Here is a 26,303-nt window from a genome sequence, read left to right on the forward strand (position 1 = left end):
ATCTGGCCAAGGTGCGCCATTGGCAATCCAAAGCGCAATCAAATCTCGTTCGTCTTTGCTGAGTAGTTTGCCCTTGGAAGGCATCACATCATCATGGTTTTTGGCGAGGTTTATTCTCCGGACGATGTCACTTTCCCCGGGATTTCCAGGGATTAGAATCTGACCATTTTCACCTCCGGCAAAAACAAACTCTTTTTCATCCAAGCGTAATTCCCCTTCGATCTTTGCTCCGCTATGGCACTTGTAGCAGTTGTGCGCCAAGACCATCCGAACTTCCCCGATGAGTTTCATCTCTTTATCAGGAGTGAGTTCTGTGCTGTAGGAAGCAAGGTTGATCGGGGTTTTTTCTATTTCTGATTCATCCTCTGTGCTGCTAGGCAAAATCTCGGTAAGGAAATCTTCTCCATGCGTCAAAGATCCTCCATAATGCCCCGCAGCCGAAACACCGATGGCGGTAAAAAACAGCAGAAATCTAAATCCAGTGATTTGTGATTTTGACGGACTACTGTTGATTTTGACCATCATTGCCAAGACGGCCATACTGAATACAGCAGTTCCGATTCCGATCCATTTATGTAGATCTAATGTACTACCTGTCGTCCCTTCATTAGTTGCCAGAAGCCAACCCATTGGTGCGGCAACAATTGCACTCACTGTGCCGATAGTAGCTAAAATCAAAATTCCGGGCCGAATCTTCGAGTTGAATTTTCCGAAGGTGAAAAGCTCCATCAAAGCCGCAACCACGATTAATGCAATCGGGAAATGGACGATTAGTGGATGAAGTCTTCCCAGAAATTGCCATAGCCAAAATTCACTTACTAGCATTACTTTTATATTTATATTTTAGTTAGAAAAAGCTGACAAATCCACCCACATGCGGCTAGGAATATGTCCAGCTTTTCTGTCCATTTTTGTTTTATAGTAAACGGTATTCTACGCTGCTATTTTCAGTTTTGCTTAGAATACCGTTTATAATTAATACCCTGGGTTTTGTTGAATATTCGGATTAATTCTTATTTGGTCAGCTGGTATAGGAAACAGCAACTGATATTCTTCAATTTGATAATCGCCATTGGAAAACGGAATTCCTCCACGATCAGTAGTAGGATTTTCTAGTTCAGAACGTCCATGGGCTTTTAGCAATTGGATAAGCTCTGAGTTGGAAAGTGTTCTTTTTAAGTCAAACCATCTGTGATTTTCGAAAGCCAACTCAATTCTTCTCTCTTTCCAAATCGCAGTTCTAAATCCATTTTGGTCCAATCCTGATAGTGCAGGGAGCCCTGCTCTTTCCCGTACCATGTTCACGTAGTTAAAGGCTTCGGCTGATGGGCCACTTAGTTCATTAATCGTTTCTGCTAGCATAAGAAGCACATCTGAATAGCGGTACACAGGCCAGTTGTCATCTGAAGCTCCCCGAACTGTATGTTCATGGTTATACTTTTCGATATAGGGCACTGGTATCCATTCACCTGATTGATCGAAATATCCTTCTTTCAGTGATGCATCTTTTCTTGTATCGCCATCTTCATACAGCGCTATGATTTCATTGGTTGGGATATTCCACCCACCACCATTTTGTCCTGGGAAATTAATAACAGAACCGTTTGATGAGCGTGGCGCGAACGTATAAATAAACGAGCTGTTTACACCTCCAGTACTTAAGCCTTGGTATTGGATTTCCCAGATGGATTCGCTGTTATTTTTATTGCTTGTCAGGAATATATCTGCATAATTATTGACTAGCGTATATCCAAGAGGAAGTATTTTATTCAACGTACTTAAGCATTCTGTGTAATTTTTCTGTGTTAAATATACTTTAGCCAACAGCGTAAGTCCTGCACCAAGCGTGACTTTGCCTGCTTTAGTAGGAGCATAATTTGCAGGTAATTTTTGTACAGCATCATCAAGATCTTGTAGGATGAATTGATAGACTTCAGCCTCAGGTTTTCTAACTGCCAAAAAAGCGTCTTCTGGGTTTGTAATTGGAGTGTCGATAATTGCTACATCTCCAAAGGAGCGTACCAAGTCAAAATACATCTGTGCCCGGATGAACTTTACCTGCCCGATTGCTTGGTCCTTTATTTCTTGGTCAAGTTCGACCTGATCTAGATTGAATAATAGGGTATTTATATTCGCAATTATATAGTAGGAACTATTGTAGAGAGTGGCGAAATTTTGTGTTCCGGGATTGTATTGCCAGTATTCTAAAGCTTCTAAGGATGGTCCTTGTCCACGATCTCCTACGTTAAACTCTAACGTGGTATTATCACTGACGTATTCAGTAAACTGCCACTGGTTATTGAAGTAGTCCTGAAGAAGAGCATATACCCCGTTGACAGCCTGTTCGACTTCCGCCTCATTCTTATAAAAGGTATCAACCACTAACACGGTAGGGTCAGTTTTGTCCAGAAATCCGTCACAAGACGAGGCCAAAATAAGTACGAAAGGGATTAGTATAAATTTTTTAATAAGTTTCATGGGTCAGGAATTAAAAGTTGATACTTGCGCCAATTGTGAATACTCTCGGAACGGGATATGCTTCATCGTCTACCCCTAGATTAACCCCTCCTCTTGTATTGACATCAGGGTTTGAACCTGGAAACTTGCTGAGCAGGAACACGTTTTCGCCACTTAGGAATACACGGGGATTGTTCTTAAATTTTTTGACAGGAATAGTGTAGCCAAGTGTGATATTTCTTAGCCATACGTGTGAAGCATCATAAACATATCTTGAATTTGATTCTCTTTCCCACTTCCAGGTGTTTGATGTTGCACCTACGCCATCATCAGGGTTTTCAGCAGATCTCCATCTATTCACCCCAGACTGTAGGATGTTGAAAACCCCATCCATATTCATTGTGGTAGCTTCAATATTTCTAAATACATCATAATTGAAGGCACCTGTAAAAAGCACATTGAAATCAAAATTGCCAGCGTCTCCGCCAATAGTCCAGCCCATTAGTAATTTTGGATGGGGATTTCCGATTTCCACCATGTCTTGTGTGTCGTAGGAGATCACGCCATCACCATTAGTATCCTCATATTTATATGTTCCGGGAATAGCTCCATCTTGTGTTGGAGAGTTGGCTACTTCATCATCGGTATTAAAAATCCCTAAATTTTTAAAGCCATAGAGCATTCCCATAGGTCTTCCTGATTTAGAAACATTGTAAGTGTCGTAAAATCCTCCAGTCCAAATCGCGTCATTCTCACCCCTGATCTCCAGAACTTCATTTCTGTTCATCGTGAAGTTCAGATTGCTTCTCAAATTCACTCTTCTAACGGTAGTCCTAAAATCCAGCCCAAGCTCAAAGCCGTTGTTTTTTACTTTTCCAACATTGTTCAGAGATTGAGTGAAGCCAGATACTGATGGCATCTCGACGGATAGCAGCATATCGTCAGTCAATCTGTTGTAGTATTCTGCCGTTACAACCAGACGATTGTCGAATAGTGCCAAATCAAGTCCAATGTCAGTTTGCTGACTTTGTTCCCACCCTAGGTTACTGTTCCCAAAATTTGCCAACACTTGGCCATTTACAAGTACTCCACCTAACACATAATTAGAAATTCGGAGATTTGAGTAACTGGAATAGTTTCCTATTGCATTATTTCCGGTGACGCCAAAGCTACCGCGAAGTTTTAAGTCAGTAATCCATTGTGCCTTTGGAAAAAAATCTTCTTCATAAATCCTCCACCCAATAGAAAGTGCGGGGAAATCACCATACTTGTTATTAGTGCCAAATCTAGAGCTTCCTTCTCTTCGGATAGAAGCGGAAGCGAGATATTTATCCTTGTAAGAGTAGTTCGCTCGCATAAAGTAGGCCAGTAGGCTCCATCCATATTCTCCTGAGCTTGTCGTTTGAACAGATGCTGCACTCAAGTATCTATTTTCATCGTTTGGAAATGTATTCCCATTTCCTAAAAGAAACGTGGTATTTTCTTGTTGGGCAGAAAACCCTATCAGACCTTCTATTCTATGGGAATTAAAGTTCTTCGAATAACTTAGCAGCTGATCTCCTGAAATATTATATGTGTTATAGGTAGACTGGCCGAGTGTAGCTACACTGGGAGGTGGCTGATTATACCCAGTGCCAGCAAGAGTTGAGGGTCTAAATTCTTTCTGCTCACTACCATTATAAATAGCATTGACAGAGCTTCGAAATTTGAAGTTTTTTAAAAAGGTTAACTCGATATAGCCATTTCCTAAAATGTTATTGCTAACTCTGGTCCTCGTTACTTCATTCAGCTCCTGAACGATATTAGCTGTACCGAAAACACCATTGGTCCCACCTATATAGGAATTGTAACTTCCATCCTCGTTATAAACAGGGTATCTAGGATCAGCCCAAAGTGCTCTTCCTATCACACCATCCCGACCATTGGTAGGAGCGTAGTTTTCTTCAATATGTGCTGCTGACATATTCCATCCTATGGTCAGGAAATCATTGATTTTACCTTCAACATTTACCCTTGCATTAAAACGGTTGTAATCGGTTTTTATCACTGCACCTTCTTGGTTAATATATCCCAAGGATGCGATTGTCTTAAAAGTGCCCTTACCTGCTGTTAAAGTACCATTGATATTGGTGAAGCTTGCATTTTGATTTAAGATCTCTTCAAACCAATCTGTATTAACGGTGGTTTCTTCAGGATATCTAAACTCTGCCGGTATTTCCTCGATATTAGGTTCACGATTTTCAAAATATCTGATTTTGTCTACAAAGCTCTCATTCTTAAAATAAGCGAACTCTTTTCCACTCATCATTTTTGTACGCCTAGATGTTGGTATATTTGTAATACCTTGATTTACAAATAGCTGAAAATTTATCACATCGGATGCGGCGGATTTAGTAGTGATTAATACTACTCCGTTTGAGCCCCTTGCACCATAAATAGCAGTGGAAGCAGCATCTTTGAGTACTGTAATGCTTTCGATATCAGCTGGATTCACAATGTTTCCTATAGAAGTTCCTATAGGAAATCCATCTACAACATATAATGGATCACTTCCGGCACCCAAAGATCCTATTCCACGGATAGTGATTTTCATATCTTGCCCAGGGGTTCCGGATTGTTGTTGTACTTGGACTCCGGCAGCTTGTCCTTGTATAAGTCTAGATGCATTTGTGGTAGGAATATTTCCGATAGCGTCCATGTCTATGACAGAAACAGCTGAGGTTATATCTCCTTTTCTCTGTGATCCATATCCTATCACCACTACCTCCTCAAGAGCCTTCTCATCCTCCATCATTGTTACATTGATTTCGGTTTGGTTACCCACGGCTATCTTTTGCTGCATGAAACCAATAAATGAAAACAATAAAATGTCCTCTGGCTCAGCAGTAATTGAATATTTGCCATTAATATCCGAAACTGTACCACTGGTAGAACCTTCCACGATTATGGTCACTCCAGGTAAAGCTGCTCCTGTATTATCCTGTACTTCCCCTATAATTTCTATTCCCTGAGCGATACCTAGTTCTTCATTTGTCGTAGAAGTGTTTTTGGCAAGCCACATGGATATATTTCTATTTACCTGTTGAAAATTCAAGCCTGTCTGCTTGCCAATTTCTTTCAGTAAGTCTTCTACAGATATATTGGAGTGATTTATCGAGATCTTTTGAGTCAGATATTTTTCATTTTCCTGAATGGTAAAATGAAACTCTGTCTGCTTTTCTACATCATGTAGAACCTTGATTAATTTTTCTTCGCTGAAAGAAACTTTCACAAAGACTTCATCGATTTTTTGGGCTTTAATTGTGTGGGCAAGTACCACGTTCAATACGAGCATCTGAAACAAAAAACCATATAGGGTGTATTTTGTCATTTTCAGAATTAGCAGTAAAGGTTTATTTATCATAATTTTGGGTTAAAAAGTACTGACAAGTATTTTGACAGGTCTAGCTAATCTGCGTCCAAACAATTAGTTAAACCAGCTCAGAATCAGTGGGATCCAATCCCATTGGTTCTGTTTTTTTAAAATGTGATAATCACATTTGAGTCTATTATTTCATAGGCGAATTTTTTAGAATATTGAAGATCAGTTAATACATTTTTCAAAGTTTGATTTTCGTAAACAGTAGTCACTTTCCAATTTGCCGGCACTTTTCCTTTAGTCTGAATTTTCACTCCATACCATCTTTCCAGTTTTTGGGTAACTTCATCAATTGAAGCATGATTAAAGACCAGTTTGCCTTCCTTCCAACCAATCGCATCATTTAAATCAAATGACATCTCTAAAAATGTATGCGCTTCTGGATAAATCAACAGCTCCTTGCCAGGACTAAGAGTGACGGTTTTGCCACTGGTTTCCATTTGATTAATCCTCACTTCTCCTTCTACTAGCGAGACACGCATTTCTTTCTCATCATTAAAAGCGTTCACATTGAAAGCCGTACCCAGTGCAATTGTTTCTATAGTTTTGCTTTCTACTATAAATGGTTTTGAAACATCCTTAGCCACTTCAAAAAATGCTTCCCCTTCCAAATAAACCCGTCTTTCATCTCCCATAAAACCATTCAAATATTTGATTCTTGAACTGCTGTTCAAATAGGCAATTGAGCCATCTGGAAGAAAAATCTTAGTCTTTTGGCCAGGTTTGTTTTCCCTAAAAGTGTAGCTTGGTGTAAGCTCCACTACATCTGCATCTTTTTCTTTATCTGGTTGGGAAGAATAAAAAATCCAGAAAGATGAACTCAATACTATTAATGCTGCCGCCGCATATTTTTGTATAAGATTCCATTTCAGTGATCTCTTCGGCTTGACCAACATCCCTTTCTCCCAAATCTCATTTATCTTTTCATCCACATTTACCAATATGGGCTCAGCAGTCTTTTCCATCCAGACTTGTTGGAAAGTCTCCATGAGCTCCAAATTCTCCTCGCTTTGGCTTGCCCAGTTTTTTAAAATTTCAAGTTCCTCATAGCTGGCAGTATTTGTAAGCCACTTTGTAAGAATTTGGTCAATATGGTCTTCAGGTACATTCACATAGTGATAGACAACCGAAATCAGGGAAAGGCGTAACGCATTTTAAATATTTTTCAAAAAAAAATATTGTCACTAGATTACAAATCCATATAAAATGGCTTTAAAATCGTTGGATATAAAATTTTACATCCATTTTCTTTTTTGAGAAAACCTATGGATTATGGCTTCCAGTCCAAGCTTTGAAGGCATAAAGTGTGATAGAAGAAAAACACCAGATTCCTGCTTGTGCAGGGGGATAGAGTTGTATCAGCGTTTTAAAAGAATTTTCAGTAACAGGAATATTTTAAACTTGTTACAGTGTTAGAGTGATTCACCTGTCATCAAAAAAAACTCAGAAGCTAGTACAAGCAATACACCTAAACCACTCACTTTCCTCGAAATGGGTATTATATTGGAATGGTCATGCTGATTTGAAAGGTATAATCTCATTTCAGTTTTCACATCCCTCACTGCTAATTCTAGGTGTTTTTTCACTGTTTTATTGGCTATATCTAATAGCTTGGCAACTTCATCAATATTCAGACCATCATCTTTGATCATTTTATATACCAGTCTTCTCTTTTGAGGCAAGCTATCTACGCATGCTGTAATTTTCTCACGTAGTTCTTTTGTAAGTAATTGTTCAAGAGGTTGGGTAGATTCTCCTGTTTTGAAATCCTGCAAATCAAGAGGAGTAAAGAGACTATTTTTCCTTTTGTTTTTTTTAAGCTGATTTAGGCATTGATTCTTTACACAATAATAAAGGTAGCCTTCAAAGTTCTCAATATCTTTCAGCTGCTTATGGTTTTGAAGAAGTCTGATAAACACCTCAGAAACCATATCCTCGGCCTCTCCATAATTAGGCAAATAACAAGTCGCAAATGAGATAAGTTTGGAATGGTATCTTTTAAAAAGTTCAGAAAAAGCACTTTTGTCGGAATTGGTAGATATTCTATCAAGAAGAATTTTATTTGAAGCCGAATAGGTCATTGAGTTCCCGATTAAGTTTTTATAAAATTCCAATAAGAGATTTAAACATTCCGGACATAGTTAAACAGTTTGTTTCAATTTGTCTTTAAATAAAAAATACGTTTATTAGATACATGATATTGAATGTGTATATCCACTTTTCTACCAGTAAAGAGAAAACACAAATAAAGGATTTGGTTAACACTAACATTTAGCCCTCTTCAATCACCTGTCTTAAGGCATATGTCTGGGTAAGCGAAGAAAATTATGGATAATTATAATGTTCAAATAATTTTCACTTTTCCCCGTCCTGTACTATATGGTTTATACAAATATTCTAAAGCAAAAATCTTTTTCATCTTAATATAGAATGGGGCATCTCTTTTATCTTTCCATTCTCAATAAATCCCATTGTAGGATTTAGATTTCCTACTTTTATTAATTCAATTTATTAAGCTTAGATTAACAGCTGTCTTGTATAAATTAAGTATTACAAATCCTAAAAATTCATAGTGTTAGGCATCAATGGAAATGTAGTGTATTCAGTCTGGCAATGAAGCATTTCACGAAACAATTACGTCGCAAAAAAAGCCCTGTCTCATAGTGAAACAGGGCTGTTGGATGATAAGCTAAACTTTTACTGAGCACTACTTACAAACTGCACCTCATTGACACTCATGAGGATTTCTTCTCCTTTTACAGCAGGATTTTTGAAAATGATGTATACATCATGTCTTCCTTCGATAGGGGACAATGTGACAACTCCCAAACTAGAATTTCCTCTTCTCCATTCGTTGAAATCCATTCCGACAGGTGGTCTGAAACCTCCTCCTTGTTTGGCCACCAATGGTTCAGATTGCCCGATCATTTCTCCAGTAGGGGAATCAATTCTTATTTCCACAGATCCGCCTTTGGCGTCCACTCTGCCGCTGATGCTGGCATACACAACGATTTCCTTGATTCCAGTCAGATCCAGATTTTTGAAACCGATATGAGATTGATCACCTATCATAAAGAAATTCACACTAGGAGTAGTGAGCAAGTTTACTCCTTTTCTGATTTCAGCAGTTTGAGGATCCAAGTATGGATTTCTTAAAGCAACGTAGTCGCTTCCAGCTAATGCCGGAACATTTCCATTTCCTTTGTCTGTATATGCTGCATGAAGGAGAAAGCTTCCTTGACCATCTTCGTCTGCAGGAATGATGGTCTTCACTGAGCCATCCAAAGGCAAGGATTTCACTGTAGCTTTCACCGCATTCATATTCATAATATAATCTACCATCCGTTTAGCATCGGCTTTCGAAAGTAGCGGGTGGGCGCTCATAGCATGCTCGCCCCATACTCCAGCTCCGCCGTTGATGATTTTGTCTACCAGCATATCGATGTTTTCAGGGATGTTTTCATATTTGCCTGCCACTGCATCATAGCTAGGTCCAATAGAAGTCTCTGAATATTGATGACAGGATTTGCAATCGCTGGTTTCTATAAGATTTCGTCCGATATTTTCCAAAGCTTCGGCTTCTGCACCGCTTTGCTTGGATGCAATATGTATTGGATCAAATCCTGATGGCACATAGTCAAAAGTAACTGCAACTTCATTCTCCTGAATTTTATCGTCAGCCGTACCACCATCTTCATTGTCTGTTACAGAAATGATGTAGGGCAAGGTATTTTCGCCAAAATAAAATGACTTGTTAGCTCCTTTGAAATCAATGCTGACTTTAGGTGCTGCATTTCCTGCAATGACATCGAAGGAAGATGTATTCGCCTCGCCTTTGGTGTCAGTTACTGTAAGTGTCACCTGATGTTTGCCTTCTTCTTCAAATGTGAAGGAAGCATCAGCCCCTTTTAGCTCAGTAGTCTTACCATTTACACCATTTATTTTCCAGGTATATTCCAAGTTGCCCTGATCGTACTCATCGTAATCGTCGGTACCTTCTGACGAGAAATTGGCAGTAAATGGAATTGCTCCCGACATCTTATCCGAAGTAGCCATTACATTAGGCTTGCGGTTTCCTGCATTATATTCAATTTTTACTATTCTGGAATTGGCATTTCCACGAAACCAGGCACTTCCATATTCCAAAACATAAAGTGCACCGTCCGGACCAAAGTCCATATCAATAGCAGAGCTAAAAGTCTCATTTGGGAGGAATCTTTCCATGGATTCAAAATCGCCATTTCCATCCATGGTCACAGACATGATCCAACCTCTCATGAAATCCACCAGAAGCCATTTGCCTTCGTAGTAAGCAGGGAAAACGTAAGGAGCATCAGATCTGAAATCTGCTTTTCTAAATACCGGGCCGCCCGTAGCACTTCTTCCTGAGCTTCCCAAAATCGGGAACTGCTCCGATACACCATAAGGATACCAGATCATGGCGGGAACCACTGGAGTTGGTAAGTCCACTAGACCTGTATTATTCACTGATTCATTTACCGGTTTATTCACATCGAATGGTTCACCATAGGTGTCTGTCTCCAAATCATGTCGGTTATAAGGAATATTGTCACCGATAAAATATGGCCATCCGAAGAAGCCAGGACCTTTTGCCTGATTGAATTCATCATATCCTCTTGGTCCCCAGATCGAATCTTTTGCAGCATCTGGACCTACTTCACCCCAGTACAAATAGCCGGTCTTGCTATCCAAAGTTGGTCTCCAAGGATTTCTATGTCCCATGGTATAGATCTCAGGTCTGGTTTTTTCGGTTCCTTCAGGAAAAAGATTACCCTCAGGAATAGTGTAAGTTCCGTCATCCTCAGGATGGATTCTGAGTATTTTGCCTCGCAAATCATTAGTGTTGCCCGGAGCACGCTGATCATCTGAGTTTTCATGGCCTGGACGCTCATCAAGATTAGAAGTTCCTGAAGTTGGATTGACGGTATTATTTCCTACGGTTAAGTACAAGTTGCCTTCCTGATCAAATACCATCCCACCACCTGTGTGGCAGCATTCTTGACGCTGAGTCGGGATTGTTAAAATGACCTTTTTGGATGACTCCACCAAGGTGTTTCCATCCAGTTCCCATCTGGTAAGTATATGTTGGGTATCTTCAGGATCAGCGTAATACAGATAGATCCAGTGATTTTTTTCATAGTCAGGATGTACGATTACGCCCATCAGACCTTCTTCTGCCTCACGAACTACTCCTTCTTTGTTGGTGTATTTAGTATTGACAGGAATGGTAGCAACCAAAGTCACTTCGCCTGTCTTTTCATCAAGAATTTTCACACCGCCTTTTCTCTCTACAAAAAGAATTTTTTTATCAGGTAAAAAAGTCATTTCCATCGGTTCGTCCATGCCTTCTGTGAGCACGACTTTGGTAAAGCGATTTTCATCAGGCTTTTCTTTGGATTCTGTAGGTTCTGGTTTGGAGCAGGAGAAAAATCCCAGTAACAGCGCAAAGCTCAACACTGCTGTAGATCGGTAAGTTTGTTTCATAGGTTTTTGTTTTGGGCAAATAGGTACAGTCAGAAATGTTCCCTTATATGGATAAATTTTTATCTAGTTCAGTCTATTATCCGCAGAAAAGCAAGATTGAATTAGCCTGCTAATATTTTTCCGGATTAGACATTTCTGACGCTAAATATATTGTGTCAAATTGAAAAAATATGGTTTTGAAGAAATTATTTTTAAGGCCTACAAAATTGATTTTCAGCAATTCAACAATTTACTTCACTACAAACCAAGTGTATCCGCCCGCCGGTATTTCTACTGGAATGTCAATAACGTAATCTCTATCCAATAGAAAACTTTCCATTTCTCCGTTTTCAAATGTGATCGAAGCAGTTTTGTCTAATCCCGAATAGTAGAGAGGCACAGAGATAGTTTTGCTGATAGGCTCGGAGGTTGGGTTGAAAAGCATTCCCAAACCCTTTTCTTTTCCAGTTGGGTCCACATGTATCCATCCATCCCAATCCCGGCCATCCGCTCTTCGGAGTCTTACGATATCCGCATTGAGGATATCACGATATTTCTTATACCAGTCGATCACTTCGATGACTACTTCCTTTGTTTCCTCAGTATCATACAATCTTGGGCCTCGGTAGCAAGCTTGCACACCTGCACCATAATATTGCATCATCAATTGCTTGTAATCGCTCAGGTGTTCTGAAAGAGGTTCCAAAACCGCATTTTCTCCACCTCCATGATAGGCAGTCAATGGCACAAAACCCCAGCCCATGGAAGGAGTCTTTTCCCAGGTTCCATCGTGGATGTTTTGTCGGTTTAGGATTTTTTGTTGTTCACGCGAAAGAGAGAAATTGACTTCACGGTATCCTAGGGCGATTTTGTGAGAACCATCTAAGAAATACCAGTCAGGTGCGTTGATGTAGATTCCCCTACCATTCATCCAATGGTACAATTCCTTCTGTAGATTCATCTGAACCCATTGGGAATCCTCCAAGCCTTGGTGACCGGGATGGGAGGTGGAGGCGCATACATCTCCTGGATATGGGCCGTCATTCTCAAAAATATCGAAACCTGTTTCAGTGTAAAAACTTTTAAGTTTTTGAAGATATTCCAAACCCCATTCACTGGCCAGGCAGGGTGCATTTCCAAAAAAGGCTCCTCCCGGTTTGCCGGTAATTGGACTGATGACGTCATTTTCGGCATTTATACTTCGGGAGCTAAAAAGTGAGTACCCGCCGATTTTTATTCCCCGTTCATGTGCGTAATCCGCGAGCGATTTCCAGCGGGAGATATTTTCGGGTGAATTGTCTTCCATATTAATGTGGCTACCAAAACTGAGAATCAATGCTTCATAACCTGTGGCTACACACTGATCTATGGCAGTTTTTACCTCTTCATCATTTTTGCTCACCAAGTGCATAAATATTGGATTCTGAAGCACCCATGGGGCAATGGTTCGGTACATCTTCTTCCTTGCCAATCCATTTCTCTCCCGATCATAACTGTCCAGCACGAGTTCGTAGCTCCGGATTGATTCAAAAGCCTCACCCGGTCCAAGCGAAATCCCCACACCTTTCTCAGGATATATTTCCAAAACTGCCGGTGTTTCGTAGTTATAATTGACTTGAGAAGTATAGCTGGAGTCCATTTTCCAATGTGAAGCCTGGTTGCTTAGTTCGGCGTGCATGGCATTATTGAAGGCAAAATTGTTTTCAACATACAGTTGATGCTGCTTTTTCATTTTGTCGGTGGCACCTACCACAGCAGATTCCTCCTCTACGACAGCCAGCATTTCGTGCTTGACCTGATCGAGTTGGTAGGTTCTATTGCCTTGATTGTCAATCGTCAGGTACTTTGAGATTAGCGGAAGATTGTCAAAAATTTCATAGTGCACCTCAAGAGCAAAGCCTGAAAGTTTTGGATGTGTGTAAGAAAATGAAATTTTGATACCTTTTGCGGGAAGAGGTTTGCCTGTCCAGTAAGCAATTTTTGTGGAGAAGTGGGGAGTGATTTCAGAGACTTTATAGCTTTGGTACTGGAAATTATTATCTCCTTTTTCCAAATCTTTAAGCCATTGATTCAGAAAATAGCCTTTTTCGGATAGCTCGAGTTTTCCTCCGACATCATATTTTTCCCCATCAATAGTAAGTCTGGCTTCAGGCAAAACTGAACGAAGGAGTTGCTCTCCATTCATGAGATTTTTAAAATCGTAACAAACTAGGTTGGGGGAGAGGTAAAAGCTGCGCTGCACGAGTCCATTGCTGAGGGTGAGTTCGTTCTCTGAAGTGGTAGTTAATTCTGCAGGAAAGGATTTATTGAAAAGCAGCCAGTCGTCTTTAGTTTGCTGCGAAAAAGCAGTGAAACTGATCAGGATGAAAAAAAATACTGAAGAATAAATTTGAAATCCTTTAATAAGACCTGATGGTCTTGACCAAAGAAATAGCTTTCCAAAAATACCCTTCAGCATGATTTAATCGTGGTTTTGCTTTGTCAATAAACAAATATTGTATTGACAAGGCAATACTTATTTAGATAATTGATTTCACCAATCCACCTTCGACGCGGATTGATGCGCCATTGGTAGCTGAAGCCAACGGGCTTGAGTAATAAACTAACGTATCTGCCACTTCTTCTACGGATGCAAAGCGCTGAATCAATGAAGTTGGCCTCATGTCCTGAAAGAATTCTTCCTCAACCTTTTCAACGGATTTTCCACTTGAAGATGACATATCTTCGATGAATTTGCCTACACCTTTGGATTTTGTTGGTCCAGGCAAAATTGAGTTAACGGTGACATTGGTGCCTTTGGTAAGCTCAGCCAAACCTCTTGCCACGGCGAGCTGAGCAGTTTTAGTCATGCCATAATGAATCATTTCATCAGGAATAAATACGCCTGATTCACTTGAGATGAAGATGATTCTGCCCCAGTTTTTTTCCAGCATTTTAGGAAAATACTGCCTGGATAGCCTGATTCCGCTAAGCACATTTACTTCAAAAAACCTAAACCAATCTTCGTCAGGAATTTCAGCAAAAGCTTTTGGCTCAAAAATGCCAGCATTGTTGATCAGAATATCTACTTCAGGAAGTGCTTCCAATAAGTTGTCTACTTCTTCCACTTTGGAGAAATCTGCCGGAATCCCGGTGACTTTATCAGAACCAGTTTCCGATTTTAGTTCTGAGATAGCCTTATCTATGCCTTCTTGAGATCTGCCGTTAATAATTACTGTTGCTCCTTCCATCAGGAATCTCTTTGCGGTAGCATAACCAATTCCAGCAGTGGAACCAGAGATAAATACTTTTTTGTCTTCTAATTTTAAGTCCATTGATTGTAATGATTAAAAATGGTTAGTTCAAAAGCAGCGAAGTGCCACATGCTTGATTAAACTAAGTAGAGAATAAGAAAATTCGGATGAGCGTAAAATTCTGGCTAAAAAATGCCCTGAGTTTACCCGATGGGATATTACACTCTTGCCTTCACCAATTGATCCATAGCCCAATTGGCTCTTGCTCCACTTATACCTGTGCTTTTGCAGGTTGCCGTTCCTAGCAGATCTCCGACTATGGTTTTGATTAGAGGTTCCTGAATGTGTTTAGGTAATTCGAAAGAGAAGGTCTCTATTCCTTTTTCATCCGTGTCTAATTCGAATTCCCCTTTTCCAAAAGTCGCAAAACGGATATTCCCTTTGCTACCATAAATGATGGTTTCGTCAATTTCTGCATTTGCTGAAGTCGTAAAACACCAGTTACCTGAGCCAAGAACGCCACTATCGAAGACAAAACTTCCTGTGACAATATCTTCTGCTTCGTATGTTTTAGCCTGATTGGAAGCAAAGCCGTAAGCGTGAGTGATTTTCCCGAAGAAAAAATCCATCAGATCCAGTTGGTGTGAGGCCAAATCAAAAAAGTATCCTCCTCCGGCGATTTGAGGATCAATTCTCCAATTGGTCTCCACGTGGGAAATTACCTGAGGTTTTAATGTTTGCTTGAGGTTGATATGGACAGTTCGTATTGTTCCTAAAACCCCCGCTTCTATAAGTTCTTTGATTTTAAGAAAATGAGGTAATTCTCTTCTGTAATATGCTACGTAAAGCGGGACATTTGCTTTCTCGCACACTTCAATCATTTCCATGCATTCGGCGTGTGTCCTAGCCATGGGTTTTTCTACGTAGACGGGCTTTCCCGCTGCCGCGGCAAGTTTTGCCAATTCCAGATGGGCATTTGGAGGAGTGGCAATGTAGATGGCGTTGACTTCAGGATCATTGATCAGGTCTGTAGCGGAAGTGTACCACTTGGAGACTCCGTGACGCTCAGCGTAGTCTTTCACTTTTTCTTCCGAGCGACGCATCACAGCCTCTATTTTGCTATTTAAAACGAGATTCATTGCAGGGGCTGATTTCACTTCGCAGACATTTCCTACGCCGAGAATTCCCCATCTTACTTCGGTATCTTGGATTTTGCTCATATTTTAAAAATAAGGCATTCACTTTTAAGAGACTCTATGTTTATCTCCCAAATCTATAATATTCTGCCAATTCCGGATTTTCACCTTCTAAAAGCGCGGTGATTATGTCCATCGCCTGAATGGAAAAAGTAATACCATTGCCCCCGAAACCTAAGACAAATAGGGAATTGTCATATTCGGGTGATTTTCCAATATAAGGCAAACCATCTTTAGTTGATCCGAAAGTACCAGCCCAGCTGAAATCTTCGATAAAATCGATAGATGGCATTATCTCTTGTAATGTCTCTTGAAGTTTAGTGGATTTTTTTTCCTTGATACTTTGTTGGAACAGTGGCATACGGAATTGAGAATCCTCACCACCTATGAGCAGGCGGCCATCATCCGTCATCCTCATGTATAAATATGGCTCGGATGTATTCCAAAAGAGAGTTTTGTAAAATTTTGGCTTTAAGGTGATACGTTGTTCACTGACTGTAGCATAGGTGTCAAATAAATCAGCAATATTTTCCTTAAGCATTCTGGTAGTTTCAAAACCAGAACAGAAAATCACTTTGCCACAGGAAATCTTCACTCCATCACTGGTGAGAACTTCCGGCTTTTTTTGATTTAACTTGAATTCAGTAATCTCCGTTTGATCATAGACTTTCATGCCTCGATCCACATTTAATTTGATGAGTTCATGAGCGAATTTATAGGCATCCAAACTCGCTGCTGTATCGGAAAGGATTCCCCCAAAGCAGATAATACCGTAAGTAGTTTTGATTTCTTTAGCCGATAGCCAGGTAACTCCTAGCTTATGTTTTTCCCTTATCTCAAACTCTTGTTTTAATTTCTTTGCGGCTTCCTTACTATGTGCAAAATAAAGAGACTCCTTGGACTCAAAGCCGCAGTCCAGTTTGTTTTCTTTAACCAATTTCGCTATGGCTTGAATCGCTCTTCTGCCTGCTTGATAACAGGTTGCAGCGGCTTTTTCTCCAATTTGCTCCGCAAGATCCGTCAGAGAAACGTCGATCTCATATTGAAGCATGCTCGTGGTGGCTGAAGTGCTTCCCTGCGCGATATCTCTCTTCTCAATCAGTGCCACCTGATAGCCTTTTTCCATCAAAGCATGACTAACCAAAGCGCCTGTTATACCTCCTCCGATAACCAGAATATCCGTCTTTAAAGCTTTGTCTAAAAAAGGATAACTATGCAATAGCCCGTTTTTTATGAGCCAGAATGATTCAAACGTTCGTAATCTCATAAATTTTTTAGGAAGGTAGGTTAGCCTAGAGTAAAAATAGTCTGTATGTGAATCGGATTTTATTCAGGGAACAAAATTTTCAGATTAACTAAACTAGAGAGTAGTTGTTTTTAATTTTTGCTGTAAAATTTCAGATTTGTCTTCCATAAGACGTTGTTAGCCAGTTGTATGCTTGCAGTCATAATCTTTTTGAGTCAATTTTGTTGCTATGAAAAATCTAGCGCTTGGAATTTATTTGGTATTTGGACTATTCGCATGCTCATCTGGAGAAGTGGAGCAAACTGACAATTCTGTGGACAGATTACCTACAGAATTGTTGAAAGTGATGAACGCCCATGGAGGTTTACAGAACTGGAATGAAATGCAAACGCTTCAATTTTCAATTCCCAAAGGAGAATTCAACGAGATACATACCATAGACTTACATTCCAGAATGGATAGAGTGATGACGCCTTCATTTGATATTGGATTTGATGGAGACTCAGCTTGGGTTAAAGAAAAGTCAGGTGAATACAATGATGATCCTTCATTTAGACATAACCTGATGTTTTACTTTTTCGCTATGCCTTTTGTGATGGCGGATAAAGGCATTTCTTACGATGAAACACCGCCTTTAGCTTATGGAGGCAAAAATTATCCTGGCTTTAAGATCACCTATGCTGCAGGAGTGGGATCTTCTTCCAAAGATGTATACATGTTACATTATGATCCTGAAACCTATCAAATGTCATGGTTGGGTTATAAGGCTACATTTGGAAAGGAACTGAAAGATGGTCCTCCTAATTGGGTCAAATATGATGAATGGGCTCAGGTAAATGAAATTAGCATGCCTACGTCTATAGCTTGGCAAAAAGTAGAAAACGGAGAAATATCTGGCGATAGAAATCGCGTGAATTTCATGGATATTTCACTTTCCAAGGATAAGAAACCAGCTTCGTTTTATACAAAAATTGGCTCAGTTGAATGATCTCGCTGAAATAAAAATGCACACTCAAATTTCCCTAAGGGTTTTTTGGTGTATTTCTAAATAAGAAAATCAGCTCACTCTGACCTATAAAACTCATCTGACGTCTTACTCTGGAGGTTATCTTCTCTTCATTACCAAACTATCAGCCGGATATGTTGCCTTGAGATATGCCATTTGATCATTAGCCCAATCGATAATTAATTGTCGATCAGCTTCTGAAAGGTTTGCTTCAGGATGAAGTCCGAAATAAGTATAGGACTCTAGCGGCATCTCCTGGTCCTCAACCATCTCAATAGTCTCTTCAAATTTATGATTTTGCCAAGCCAATGGACGATTAGTGAATTCGTCGAAATTCAAATGTCTCTTGCCATCCTGAATGTGCCCGTTTAACCAAAATCCTACTGGTTCTATGCTGGCATACCATGGATATTCGGAGGTATTGGTATGGCAATTATTACAAGCATTTATGAGTAACTTGTTTACATTGTCAGGAATATCGTAACTGCCAGAAATAGGATGCTCAGCAGGTTTTCCCTCGTTTTTCTCATAAGGGATAAACTGTATGATTACTAAGACGACTAAAATTACTAATCCGATTTTTTTCAGCATGGCCCAAAGAATTTCAAGTTAGACTAACAGAAGATGTCATGGTTTAAGGTATCCAAAAATCAAGAGAAAGACAATCCTTACTATGAGTTGAATTGGCTAAATTACTGTTGGCTCACCACTGGTAGTAGAGCCTAATTAGAAATACTGAAGGTAGCTTTTCTTGATTTTTAAAATTAAACCTGTCTAATTCTGCGGCTTGTTTAGAGCAGGAATAATAAAAGTTTCTCTATAGGAGGTAGGTGACCGAATAAGCTAACTGTATGAAAGAAGCTATTCAGACCTGGAAGAATTAATTATCTTTTGTGCCAGGATTTGCCTTTATTTTTGGAATAAAAATTACCCTTAGGACCTTCTCCTAACAATTCTTTTCCACCATCAGATAGTTCTGTAAATTCACCTGGACTGGCAGGATTTCCCATATATCTTTGATTCCAACTCTCGCCTTCATCGACAGAATATTCAATTTTGAGCGTATTGGTAGGACAGATACGTATTAGTTCTTTTCCCTTTTTAATCATTTGTGCCATTTATTATTTATTTTTTTCCTGCCAATCTAAGGTGATCATCATTTTAAAAAACTTGAGAGGGATTATTATAAATAAAATCCTACTTTTTGTTGATTATTTCTAGTTTTTCTAGTGATTTCTTAGACTTAACTCACGATTGCCACAATATATCTAATCTAAATTCATTTCAAAGAAGTCTGAAGAAGATTTCTGGTTGGAGAGATTTAAGAATTGATTGGTTTATACATAGGTTTTAAAATATCGAAACCCGTTCAAAATCAACTTGAACGGGTTTCGACTGATTTATTTCTGAGAGAAAATTACATTTCCCACCCTTCTCTGTACGTTCTTCCTACAAATTGGTTGGCTTCTTCGAAGTTTGTGATGAGAAGTTTGTCTCCATCCCAAAGCAATTTCTTACGACCGTAGAATTCAGGTTGACCTTTACTGTTTTCTCTACGAAGCATGTAGCTGCGGATAGCGAGGTTACCCATTAGAACTGTTTCAGTCATCGGCCCTGCGTAGTCGAAAGAAGACGTCAAGCCTTTATGCTCCTCACTTCCGAAACCTGCTTTACATGCATCAACCCATTTTCTCTGGTGACCGTATTCCGGTTCGATATTCTCTTCAGTCTGTGGGCCAAATTCCTGGGTTCCGTCGTTCAGATAAAGCTTTGGCATCAATGGAGAAGAATCATTGATATTCGTAGCAATAATTCCTTTTTCACCAATGATCAATACACCGTTTGCTCCGCCACCTATTTCCTGATCGGCAGGAATGATATCTGGATGTGCAGGTTTTATTCCACCATCCATCCACGTCATATTGATTGGCGACTTGCTTTTAGCTGTAGCATCAAAATTCAAGGATATAAATGAGGAGGCAGGGCATCCATCTGGATGATAATCCGGAGTCCACATTCCGCTGTATACTGAACCAACGCTACATTCCGCATCTGTTGGGTAGTGTAATCCCAGAGTTCTGAAAGGTATATCAATTAGGTGACATCCTACATCTCCAAGAGCGCCGGTACCATAATTCCACCAACCTCTCCAGCTGAATGGATGAAGTTCCGGTGTATAAGGAATTTCCGGAGCTGGACCTAGCCAAAGGTCCCAGTTTAGAGCCTCAGGTTTTGCACTTGGATTTGGTTTAGGAAATGCACCGCCTTGTGGCCAAACTGGTCTGTTGGTCCAAACTTCTACTTTAGAGATTTTTCCGATTTTGTCATCATCTACCCATTTTTGGACAAGCTTCAATAGCTCATTGGATCCGCCTTGATTTCCCATTTGGGTTACCACTTTTTGGCTTCTTGCCATCTCGGTCAGCATCCTTGCTTCCTTGATGTTGTGAGTCATTGGTTTCTGCACATAGACATGCTTGCCACGTTCCATTGCATATTTTGCTGCTGGACCATGGACATGATCTGGGGTAGAAATAGTCACCGCATCGATGTCTTTTTCTTTATCCAGCATTTCGCGGAAATCAGCATAGCGTTTTGCATCTGGGAATCTCTCTACTGAAGCTTTAGCAGATCCCGAAAAATCAACATCACAAAGTGCAGCTACTCTTTCACGCCCGTTTACTGAGGCATTTCTAATATCGCTGGCACCTTTTCCACCGGCTCCGATTGCTGCTAAATTCAATTGGTCACTTGGCGCAATAAATCCTACTCCGCCCAGAACATGTCGGGGAACAATCATAAAAGAGGAGGCAATCGCTGCATTTTTAATAAAATCCCTTCGGGTCTGTCCCTGAGAATTTTTCTTACGGTTCTGCATGAGGTTATTAATTTTAGGTCAAATAAGTATTCTAAAAATAAGAATTTATTTTTCTGGATGAATCCTGTTTGTTTTTAAAGGTTGGATATGGAATGATCAGTGGTAAAGCTGAAATTCATCTTAAACACATATTTTCAAATAGAGTGGGTGCTATAATGCGACTTATCCCAAAAAAATTGGGTGAAACTGGAAAAGTTGGATTGAAATTACTGCGCAATCGATAGCTCAACGGTTGAAATGTTAGTTTTTTGGTTTAAGTTTTATTTTTAGAATTTTCCATTTGTCCATAGAAAATATCAAGAAATAGTAGAAAATCAGGTTAATGCAGGTAGCTGAAACAATAATTTCATACTTTCTTTGAACTATCGAATCGCAATAGCTTTGAAATAAATATATAGAAATAGCCTGACATGAAAATAGGAGTTTTAAAAGAGACTAAGGAGGGTGAGAATAGGGTCGCACTCAGTCCCGATGTCATCAAGCAATTGATCAAGAAAGAATTTACGGTCACGGTGGAGCAAGGAGCTGGAGTCAATTCTAACTTTTCGGATGAAGATTATACAGAGGCTGGTGCGGTCATAGGAACTGCGTCTGATGTTTTTGCTTCTGATGTGCTTCTTAAAGTTAATCTTTTTTCGATAGAAGAAGTGGCACAAATGAAAAACGGGTCCGCTTGCATATCCATCATGTATGCGTACAACCATCCGGAAGTGCTCGCTGAATTGAATAAGAAATCCATCACTTCATTTTCAATGGATGCCGTGCCTAGAATCTCACGTGCACAGAAAATGGATTGCCTAAGTTCCCAAGCCAATCTTGCAGGATATAAATCAGTGATTTTAGGCGCAAACTATCTTGAAAAGATATTTCCTCTGATGATGACTGCTTCGGGTACGATCACACCGGCTAAGGTGTTGATTTTTGGAGCAGGAGTAGCGGGTTTACAGGCGATTGCTACTGCCAAGAGGCTTGGTGCAGTAGTGGAGGTAAGTGATGTACGTCCGGAGACCAAGGAGCAAGTGGAGTCTCTTGGAGGTAGATTTTTGACTGTGGAAGGAGCGGAAGAAGTGAAAGTGGAGGGTGGCTATGCTGCGGAGGTTTCTGCTGAGTTTTTACAAAAGCAAAAAGAACTTATTCAAAATAAAATCAAGGATTCCGACCTCGTGATTACTACCGCATTGGTCATGGGTAAAAAATCCCCTATTCTAGTAACTGAGGAGATGGTCAAAAGCATGAAGAAAGGTGCTGTGATCGTGGATATGGCAGTGGAGTCAGGTGGCAATTGTGAGATCTCTGAAAAAGACCAAATCGTCCGAAAATATGGAGTGACAATAATTGGTGAGTCCAACTTACCATCACTTATGTCTACCAATGCCTCTCAACTTTATGCAACTAACATCAGCACCTTATTGCTGCATTTAGCTACCAAAGATGGATTCAACCTGGATCGGGAAGAAGAAATCACCAAAGGTGTTTTGATCACTTATGAAGGTCAGGTGGTGCATGAATTTACCAATAAAGTATTAAATAAGTAAAAATTAAACTTTTCAAATTATGAGCTCAGAAGCACTGATTATTCTGATTTATATACTTGTTCTCGCGAGTTTTCTGGGGTTTGAACTGATTGCAAAAGTTCCCCCAACCTTGCATACGCCTTTGATGTCCGGCTCCAATGCCATTTCCGGAATTACTATAGTGGGAGCGCTTTTAGCCTGTAATGAAATGGGCTATACCACCCTCAGTAAATGGCTGGGCATGGTAGCCCTGGTGCTCGCCACCATCAACGTAGTCGGCGGCTACACTGTCACAGATCGTATGCTTAAAATGTTCAAGAAAAAATGAGTATAGCCATAGAATTAGCCTACCTGATTGCCTCAGTCTTGTTTGTGCTGGGGATGAAAATGATGAACAAAACCAAGTCAGCAAGGCAAGGCAACCGTCTATCTGCGTTGGGGATGTTTATAGCCATAGTGGCTACCATGCTTCAGATTGATGCCATATCATTGGTTGAGATTTTAGGCTGTATAGTTTTAGGATCGGCGATTGGACTCTATTATGCCAATAAAGTTGAGATGACCAAGATGCCGGAGATGGTAGCGATTTTCAACGGTTTTGGAGGTTTAGCTTCCTTCTCTGTTGCGCTTTCGGATTATTTCCTTCGCACGGAAGTCAATATGGAGTCTATAGAACTAGTGACTGTGATTAGTATTATTGTCTCCGTTTTTATAGGGGGACTGACATTTACAGGATCATTGATAGCGTACCTGAAACTGAATGGAAATATCTCCGGCTCGCCTATCACCTTCAAGGGTCAGCATGCTATAAATCTGATTTTGTTTTTAGGATTTTTGACGGCCGCAGTTTTCACAGTTATCGATCAAACTGACCCGATGCTGATAATTATTTTGATCGTTATCTCATTGCTTTTGGGTATCCTTACAGTGATTCCTATTGGTGGGGCAGATATGCCTGTAGTAATTTCCTTGCTTAATTCTTATTCCGGAATGGCAGCCTGTGCTACCGGTTTTATCCTAAATAATAATGTGCTGATCGTAGCCGGTTCTTTGGTTGGGGCGTCGGGAATTATCCTTACACAGATCATGTGTAAAGCGATGAACCGCTCATTGGTCAATGTGCTGCTGGGAGGATTTGGGCAGACAGTAAATGAAGCTCAGGGAGATGGACCGTCTATTACAGTGAAGGAAATAGGAGTGGAGGAAACGGCGATGTTGTTTGATGGAGTTTCTTCAGTGATCGTAGTGCCAGGATATGGAATGGCTGTAGCACAGGCACAGCACGTGATCAGGGAATTGATGGAGCAATGCGAGAAGAGGAATATTGACTTCAAGTTTGCTATCCATCCTGTTGCGGGTAGAATGCCTGGCCACATGAATGTGTTGCTAGCAGAAGCAAATATTTCCTATGACAAACTGATAGAAATGGAATCCATCAACGATGAATTCCCAAATACTGACTTGGTGCTGATCGTCGGAGCTAATGACGTAGTAAACCCTGCGGCAAGAAACAATCCTCAAAGTCCTATATACGGCATGCCAATATTAAATGCAGACAAAGCCAGAACAGTCATCGTCTGTAAGAGAAGCATGGGCAAAGGCTATGCAGGGGTGGAAAATGAGCTCTTTGGCTATCCTAACTGTCTGATGCTATTCGGAGATGCGAAGCAAACCATTACCAAAGTGGTAACCGAAATGAAGGAAATGTAAGTGGGTATTATAGACCTAAAATAAAATGAGCGATCTGGATTCCAGACCGCTCATTTTGTTTGGTACCACTCTTCATAATTCATGGAAAGGTCGAAGTTGTTAATTTGCGGATGTATTTAAAATTGATTTGACTCTCGCTTCAACGACATCATATTTCTTGCGAAGACTCTGCTTTTCTTCATCTGAATAAGCGCAAAGAGGTAAAGCTAAAATTCCTTTGCAAAGCCCTAAAAAAGACATGGAAGCTTTCAGCCCCTTCAAATAATTTGATTTGTAGGTTCCATGACTGTAAAGATTCTGGCTTAGGAATAAAATGCTCACTTGTAAAGCTTGGATCTGTTCTGAATTCTTCGCCAGAATTGCCTCGTAAAGTTTGACGTATAGCTTAGGAAATAAATTTGCGCCTCCACTTACTCCTCCATGTGCACCCATATTCATCGTTTCTACCAAATATTCTTCCGGGCCTACTAATAATGTGAAATTCGGTCTTCCTTCAAACAATTCACATAATGATTGGAAATACCTTAAATCGCCCGAGCTGTCTTTTATCCCAATTATATTAGGGTGATGGGATAGCTTTTCTACGGTGTTTGCTTCAATAGACATGCCTGTATGTGATGGCATATTGTAGAGCATCAAGGGTAATTCTATTTTGTCGGCCAGCTTTTGATAGTAATTGATCAACTCAGACTGATCAATATTCATGTAAAATGGCGGCGCAGCGACCACTGCCTTAGCACCAGAATCCAACGCTTTTTTGGCAAGCTTTAGGCTTTGGGCAAAAGAGCAATCTGTAATCCCAACCAGTACAGGAACTCTTCCGTCCACTTTCGCGCAACTCATGGAAATCATCTCGTTTTTCACATCTGAACTTAAACTGGCAAATTCTCCGGTAGTGCCTAGAATAAAAAGTCCATGTACTCCACCTGAAATGGTGTGGTCTATGGTCTTGATCAAGCTGGGATAATCAAGGGTGAAATCTGGATTAAGCGGAGTGATTAAGGGTGGAATAATGCCGCGTAATGGTTTGGTTAAAGACATACTAGCTTATAGGTTTGTAAAGTGTACTTATTGTAGGTTTAGAGAAACATATTTAATTTTCTCTCTATTATAGGTATAAGTCAGGTGAACGGTTCCATCTTTTGCCTGGATGATGGCTGGATAGCTGAATTCTCCTTCTGGTTGATCCTCGAGCACGTAGAGTTCCTCCCAGTTGATTCCATCCATGGACATCAATAGGGAGAGTTTATTTCTACCTTCTTTTATAGGGTTGCAAAGCAATAGCTGTAGCCCACTTTTTAAGGTAACTGCATCGATTCCTGAGTTATTATTTACAAGGTTTGTGGCTTCCATGGTAGACCAAGTTTTACCATTATCCATAGACCAGCTCGTTCCGATTACGTCCTCCTGGGTCCGTGCGAGCAATTGGAGTTTACCATTAGGATAAAATAAAACAGTAGGTTGGATGGCATGCAAGGAGCCGTTATCAATTTCTATTTTTTTCCAATTTTGTATATCAGAGGTCGTAGTCTCCACATGCATGCTCCAAATTCCATTAGTTTCAAAACTGCTGGGATGAAGAAGTGTACCGTCAGCCAGACTCACAGTCTTATTTTTTACTGGACCTAGCATTCCTGGAGGTATCTGAATTTCTTCAGACCAAGTTTTTCCTTCGTCTTCCGAGATTTTGTAGAGTCCCCACCATTCTCTTGGATTAGGCCCTTCTTTATAGAAAAGAATGATTTTGCCTTCGGAATTTTTATATAGAACAGGATTCCAGGTAGGATTTCTAAAGTCTTTGTTTTCTACTCCATCAGCTACCATTTCCGGAGTGGACCATTTTCCATCTGCTAAAAGCGAAGTATAAATGCTTACATCCGGATGTCTCTCGTATTTTCCACCAAACCAGGAAGCCAAAATCCCACGGTCAGTTTCTACCAAAGTCGAGGCGTGACAGGAAGGGAAAGGTGCTTCCTCATAAATGAAACCAGTGGAAAGGATTTTCACGGTCGGTTGATCATTTTTTGGAAAAAAGCTAACTAGAGAAAGAATGAAAAGAAAGACTTTCATGAGTTCTTTAAAGATTTTTTATTTAAAGACTAGAAGATAGGAATTAGACCATTATTCCCAAAATCCAAAATGGAAAGGACCTCAATTCAAC

19 protein-coding genes are annotated in these 26,303 nt (G+C 40.1%); 4 read left to right on the forward strand and 15 right to left on the reverse strand.

Annotation, left to right across the window (positions count from 1 at the left end):
• From AACZ73_RS19450 to AACZ73_RS19495, 10 genes are all read right to left on the reverse strand, one after another.
• Positions 1 to 825 (reverse strand): c-type cytochrome domain-containing protein (locus AACZ73_RS19450; RefSeq protein ID WP_339880470.1); only part of this gene is annotated, 825 nt, incomplete at its 3' end.
• 150 nt (positions 826 to 975) lie between these two features.
• Entirely contained in the window at positions 976 to 2,478 is a 1,503-nt protein-coding gene (locus AACZ73_RS19455) for a RagB/SusD family nutrient uptake outer membrane protein (RefSeq protein ID WP_339880471.1), read from the reverse strand.
• A 10-nt stretch (positions 2,479 to 2,488) separates the two neighbouring features.
• Positions 2,489 to 5,827, reverse strand: a complete 3,339-nt coding sequence (locus AACZ73_RS19460) for a TonB-dependent receptor (RefSeq protein ID WP_339880473.1) — start codon at positions 5,825 to 5,827, stop codon at positions 2,489 to 2,491.
• 149 nt (positions 5,828 to 5,976) lie between these two features.
• Positions 5,977 to 6,987 (reverse strand): FecR domain-containing protein, encoded by a 1,011-nt coding sequence (locus AACZ73_RS19465; RefSeq protein WP_339880475.1) that lies wholly within the window; start codon positions 6,985 to 6,987, stop codon positions 5,977 to 5,979.
• A 300-nt stretch (positions 6,988 to 7,287) separates the two neighbouring features.
• On the reverse strand, positions 7,288 to 7,956 hold the full coding sequence (locus AACZ73_RS19470) for an RNA polymerase sigma-70 factor (RefSeq protein WP_339880477.1): 669 nt from the start codon (positions 7,954 to 7,956) through the stop codon (positions 7,288 to 7,290).
• A gap of 616 nt (positions 7,957 to 8,572) precedes the next feature.
• A complete protein-coding gene (locus AACZ73_RS19475) occupies positions 8,573 to 11,380 on the reverse strand; it encodes a PQQ-dependent sugar dehydrogenase (protein ID WP_339880479.1) in 2,808 nt (935 codons plus the stop codon).
• 229 nt (positions 11,381 to 11,609) lie between these two features.
• Entirely contained in the window at positions 11,610 to 13,817 is a 2,208-nt protein-coding gene (locus AACZ73_RS19480; RefSeq protein WP_339880481.1) for an alpha-galactosidase, read from the reverse strand.
• A gap of 61 nt (positions 13,818 to 13,878) precedes the next feature.
• The gene (locus tag AACZ73_RS19485) at positions 13,879 to 14,673 is read right to left on the reverse strand and encodes an SDR family oxidoreductase (RefSeq protein ID WP_339880483.1); all 795 of its coding nucleotides are present in this window, start codon (positions 14,671 to 14,673) and stop codon (positions 13,879 to 13,881) included.
• A gap of 137 nt (positions 14,674 to 14,810) precedes the next feature.
• Positions 14,811 to 15,812 carry a Gfo/Idh/MocA family oxidoreductase gene (locus tag AACZ73_RS19490; protein WP_339880485.1) on the reverse strand — a complete coding sequence of 334 codons (1,002 nt, stop codon included), beginning with the start codon at positions 15,810 to 15,812 and terminating at the stop codon, positions 14,811 to 14,813.
• Between the two features lie 40 nt (positions 15,813 to 15,852).
• Positions 15,853 to 17,055, reverse strand: a complete 1,203-nt coding sequence (locus AACZ73_RS19495; protein ID WP_339880486.1) for an FAD-dependent oxidoreductase — start codon at positions 17,053 to 17,055, stop codon at positions 15,853 to 15,855.
• A 208-nt stretch (positions 17,056 to 17,263) separates the two neighbouring features.
• On the opposite strand from AACZ73_RS19495, the gene AACZ73_RS19500 reads away from it, so the two are divergent.
• Positions 17,264 to 18,022, forward strand: a complete 759-nt coding sequence (locus AACZ73_RS19500; protein ID WP_339880487.1) for a DUF6503 family protein — start codon at positions 17,264 to 17,266, stop codon at positions 18,020 to 18,022.
• Positions 18,023 to 18,139: 117 nt separating this feature from the next.
• On the opposite strand, the gene AACZ73_RS19505 is transcribed toward AACZ73_RS19500, so the two are convergent.
• From AACZ73_RS19505 to AACZ73_RS19515, 3 genes are all read right to left on the reverse strand, one after another.
• Positions 18,140 to 18,631 carry a heme-binding domain-containing protein gene (locus tag AACZ73_RS19505; protein WP_339880488.1) on the reverse strand — a complete coding sequence of 164 codons (492 nt, stop codon included), beginning with the start codon at positions 18,629 to 18,631 and terminating at the stop codon, positions 18,140 to 18,142.
• A 293-nt stretch (positions 18,632 to 18,924) separates the two neighbouring features.
• The gene (locus AACZ73_RS19510) at positions 18,925 to 19,158 is read right to left on the reverse strand and encodes a hypothetical protein (RefSeq protein WP_339880490.1); all 234 of its coding nucleotides are present in this window, start codon (positions 19,156 to 19,158) and stop codon (positions 18,925 to 18,927) included.
• Positions 19,159 to 19,457: 299 nt separating this feature from the next.
• Positions 19,458 to 20,918, reverse strand: a complete 1,461-nt coding sequence (locus tag AACZ73_RS19515; protein ID WP_339880492.1) for a Gfo/Idh/MocA family oxidoreductase — start codon at positions 20,916 to 20,918, stop codon at positions 19,458 to 19,460.
• Positions 20,919 to 21,328: 410 nt separating this feature from the next.
• Between AACZ73_RS19515 and AACZ73_RS19520 the strand changes: the two genes are divergently transcribed.
• From AACZ73_RS19520 to AACZ73_RS19530, 3 genes are read left to right on the forward strand one after another with little or no spacing between them, the layout of a single operon-like run.
• Positions 21,329 to 22,453, forward strand: coding sequence for a Re/Si-specific NAD(P)(+) transhydrogenase subunit alpha (locus AACZ73_RS19520; protein ID WP_339880494.1), 1,125 nt, complete (start codon positions 21,329 to 21,331; stop codon positions 22,451 to 22,453).
• Between the two features lie 19 nt (positions 22,454 to 22,472).
• Positions 22,473 to 22,760: an NAD(P) transhydrogenase subunit alpha gene (locus AACZ73_RS19525; RefSeq protein ID WP_086501027.1), complete on the forward strand. Its 288-nt coding sequence runs from the start codon at positions 22,473 to 22,475 to the stop codon at positions 22,758 to 22,760.
• Entirely contained in the window at positions 22,757 to 24,142 is a 1,386-nt protein-coding gene (locus AACZ73_RS19530; protein ID WP_339880498.1) for an NAD(P)(+) transhydrogenase (Re/Si-specific) subunit beta, read from the forward strand. Before AACZ73_RS19525 ends, AACZ73_RS19530 begins: the two co-directional genes overlap by 4 nt.
• 99 nt (positions 24,143 to 24,241) lie before the next feature.
• On the opposite strand, the gene AACZ73_RS19535 is transcribed toward AACZ73_RS19530, so the two are convergent.
• Complete coding sequence (locus AACZ73_RS19535; RefSeq protein ID WP_339880500.1) at positions 24,242 to 25,183, reverse strand: dihydrodipicolinate synthase family protein; 942 nt, start codon at positions 25,181 to 25,183, stop codon at positions 24,242 to 24,244.
• A 27-nt stretch (positions 25,184 to 25,210) separates the two neighbouring features.
• Complete coding sequence (locus tag AACZ73_RS19540) at positions 25,211 to 26,212, reverse strand: sialidase family protein (protein WP_339880501.1); 1,002 nt, start codon at positions 26,210 to 26,212, stop codon at positions 25,211 to 25,213.
• Positions 26,213 to 26,303 lie beyond the last annotated feature (91 nt).

Source organism: uncultured Algoriphagus sp., assembly GCF_963974835.1.
GTDB lineage: Bacteria > Bacteroidota > Bacteroidia > Cytophagales > Cyclobacteriaceae > Algoriphagus.

What these genes read in the sequence shown, in the direction of transcription:
- AACZ73_RS19455 (WP_339880471.1), bottom strand. Translation starts at nt 2,478, where the DNA reads ATGAAACTTATTAAAAAATTTATACTAATCCCTTTCGTACTTATTTTG.
- AACZ73_RS19460 (WP_339880473.1), bottom strand. Translation starts at nt 5,827, where the DNA reads ATGACAAAATACACCCTATATGGTTTTTTGTTTCAGATGCTCGTATTG.
- AACZ73_RS19470 (WP_339880477.1), bottom strand. Translation starts at nt 7,956, where the DNA reads ATGACCTATTCGGCTTCAAATAAAATTCTTCTTGATAGAATATCTACC.
- AACZ73_RS19475 (WP_339880479.1), bottom strand. Translation starts at nt 11,380, where the DNA reads ATGAAACAAACTTACCGATCTACAGCAGTGTTGAGCTTTGCGCTGTTA.
- AACZ73_RS19480 (WP_339880481.1), bottom strand. Translation starts at nt 13,817, where the DNA reads ATGCTGAAGGGTATTTTTGGAAAGCTATTTCTTTGGTCAAGACCATCA.
- AACZ73_RS19485 (WP_339880483.1), bottom strand. Translation starts at nt 14,673, where the DNA reads ATGGACTTAAAATTAGAAGACAAAAAAGTATTTATCTCTGGTTCCACT.
- AACZ73_RS19490 (WP_339880485.1), bottom strand. Translation starts at nt 15,812, where the DNA reads ATGAGCAAAATCCAAGATACCGAAGTAAGATGGGGAATTCTCGGCGTA.
- AACZ73_RS19495 (WP_339880486.1), bottom strand. Translation starts at nt 17,055, where the DNA reads ATGAGATTACGAACGTTTGAATCATTCTGGCTCATAAAAAACGGGCTA.
- AACZ73_RS19500 (WP_339880487.1), top strand. Translation starts at nt 17,264, where the DNA reads ATGAAAAATCTAGCGCTTGGAATTTATTTGGTATTTGGACTATTCGCA.
- AACZ73_RS19505 (WP_339880488.1), bottom strand. Translation starts at nt 18,631, where the DNA reads ATGCTGAAAAAAATCGGATTAGTAATTTTAGTCGTCTTAGTAATCATA.
- AACZ73_RS19510 (WP_339880490.1), bottom strand. Translation starts at nt 19,158, where the DNA reads ATGGCACAAATGATTAAAAAGGGAAAAGAACTAATACGTATCTGTCCT.
- AACZ73_RS19515 (WP_339880492.1), bottom strand. Translation starts at nt 20,918, where the DNA reads ATGCAGAACCGTAAGAAAAATTCTCAGGGACAGACCCGAAGGGATTTT.
- AACZ73_RS19520 (WP_339880494.1), top strand. Translation starts at nt 21,329, where the DNA reads ATGAAAATAGGAGTTTTAAAAGAGACTAAGGAGGGTGAGAATAGGGTC.
- AACZ73_RS19525 (WP_086501027.1), top strand. Translation starts at nt 22,473, where the DNA reads ATGAGCTCAGAAGCACTGATTATTCTGATTTATATACTTGTTCTCGCG.
- AACZ73_RS19530 (WP_339880498.1), top strand. Translation starts at nt 22,757, where the DNA reads ATGAGTATAGCCATAGAATTAGCCTACCTGATTGCCTCAGTCTTGTTT.
- AACZ73_RS19535 (WP_339880500.1), bottom strand. Translation starts at nt 25,183, where the DNA reads ATGTCTTTAACCAAACCATTACGCGGCATTATTCCACCCTTAATCACT.
- AACZ73_RS19540 (WP_339880501.1), bottom strand. Translation starts at nt 26,212, where the DNA reads ATGAAAGTCTTTCTTTTCATTCTTTCTCTAGTTAGCTTTTTTCCAAAA.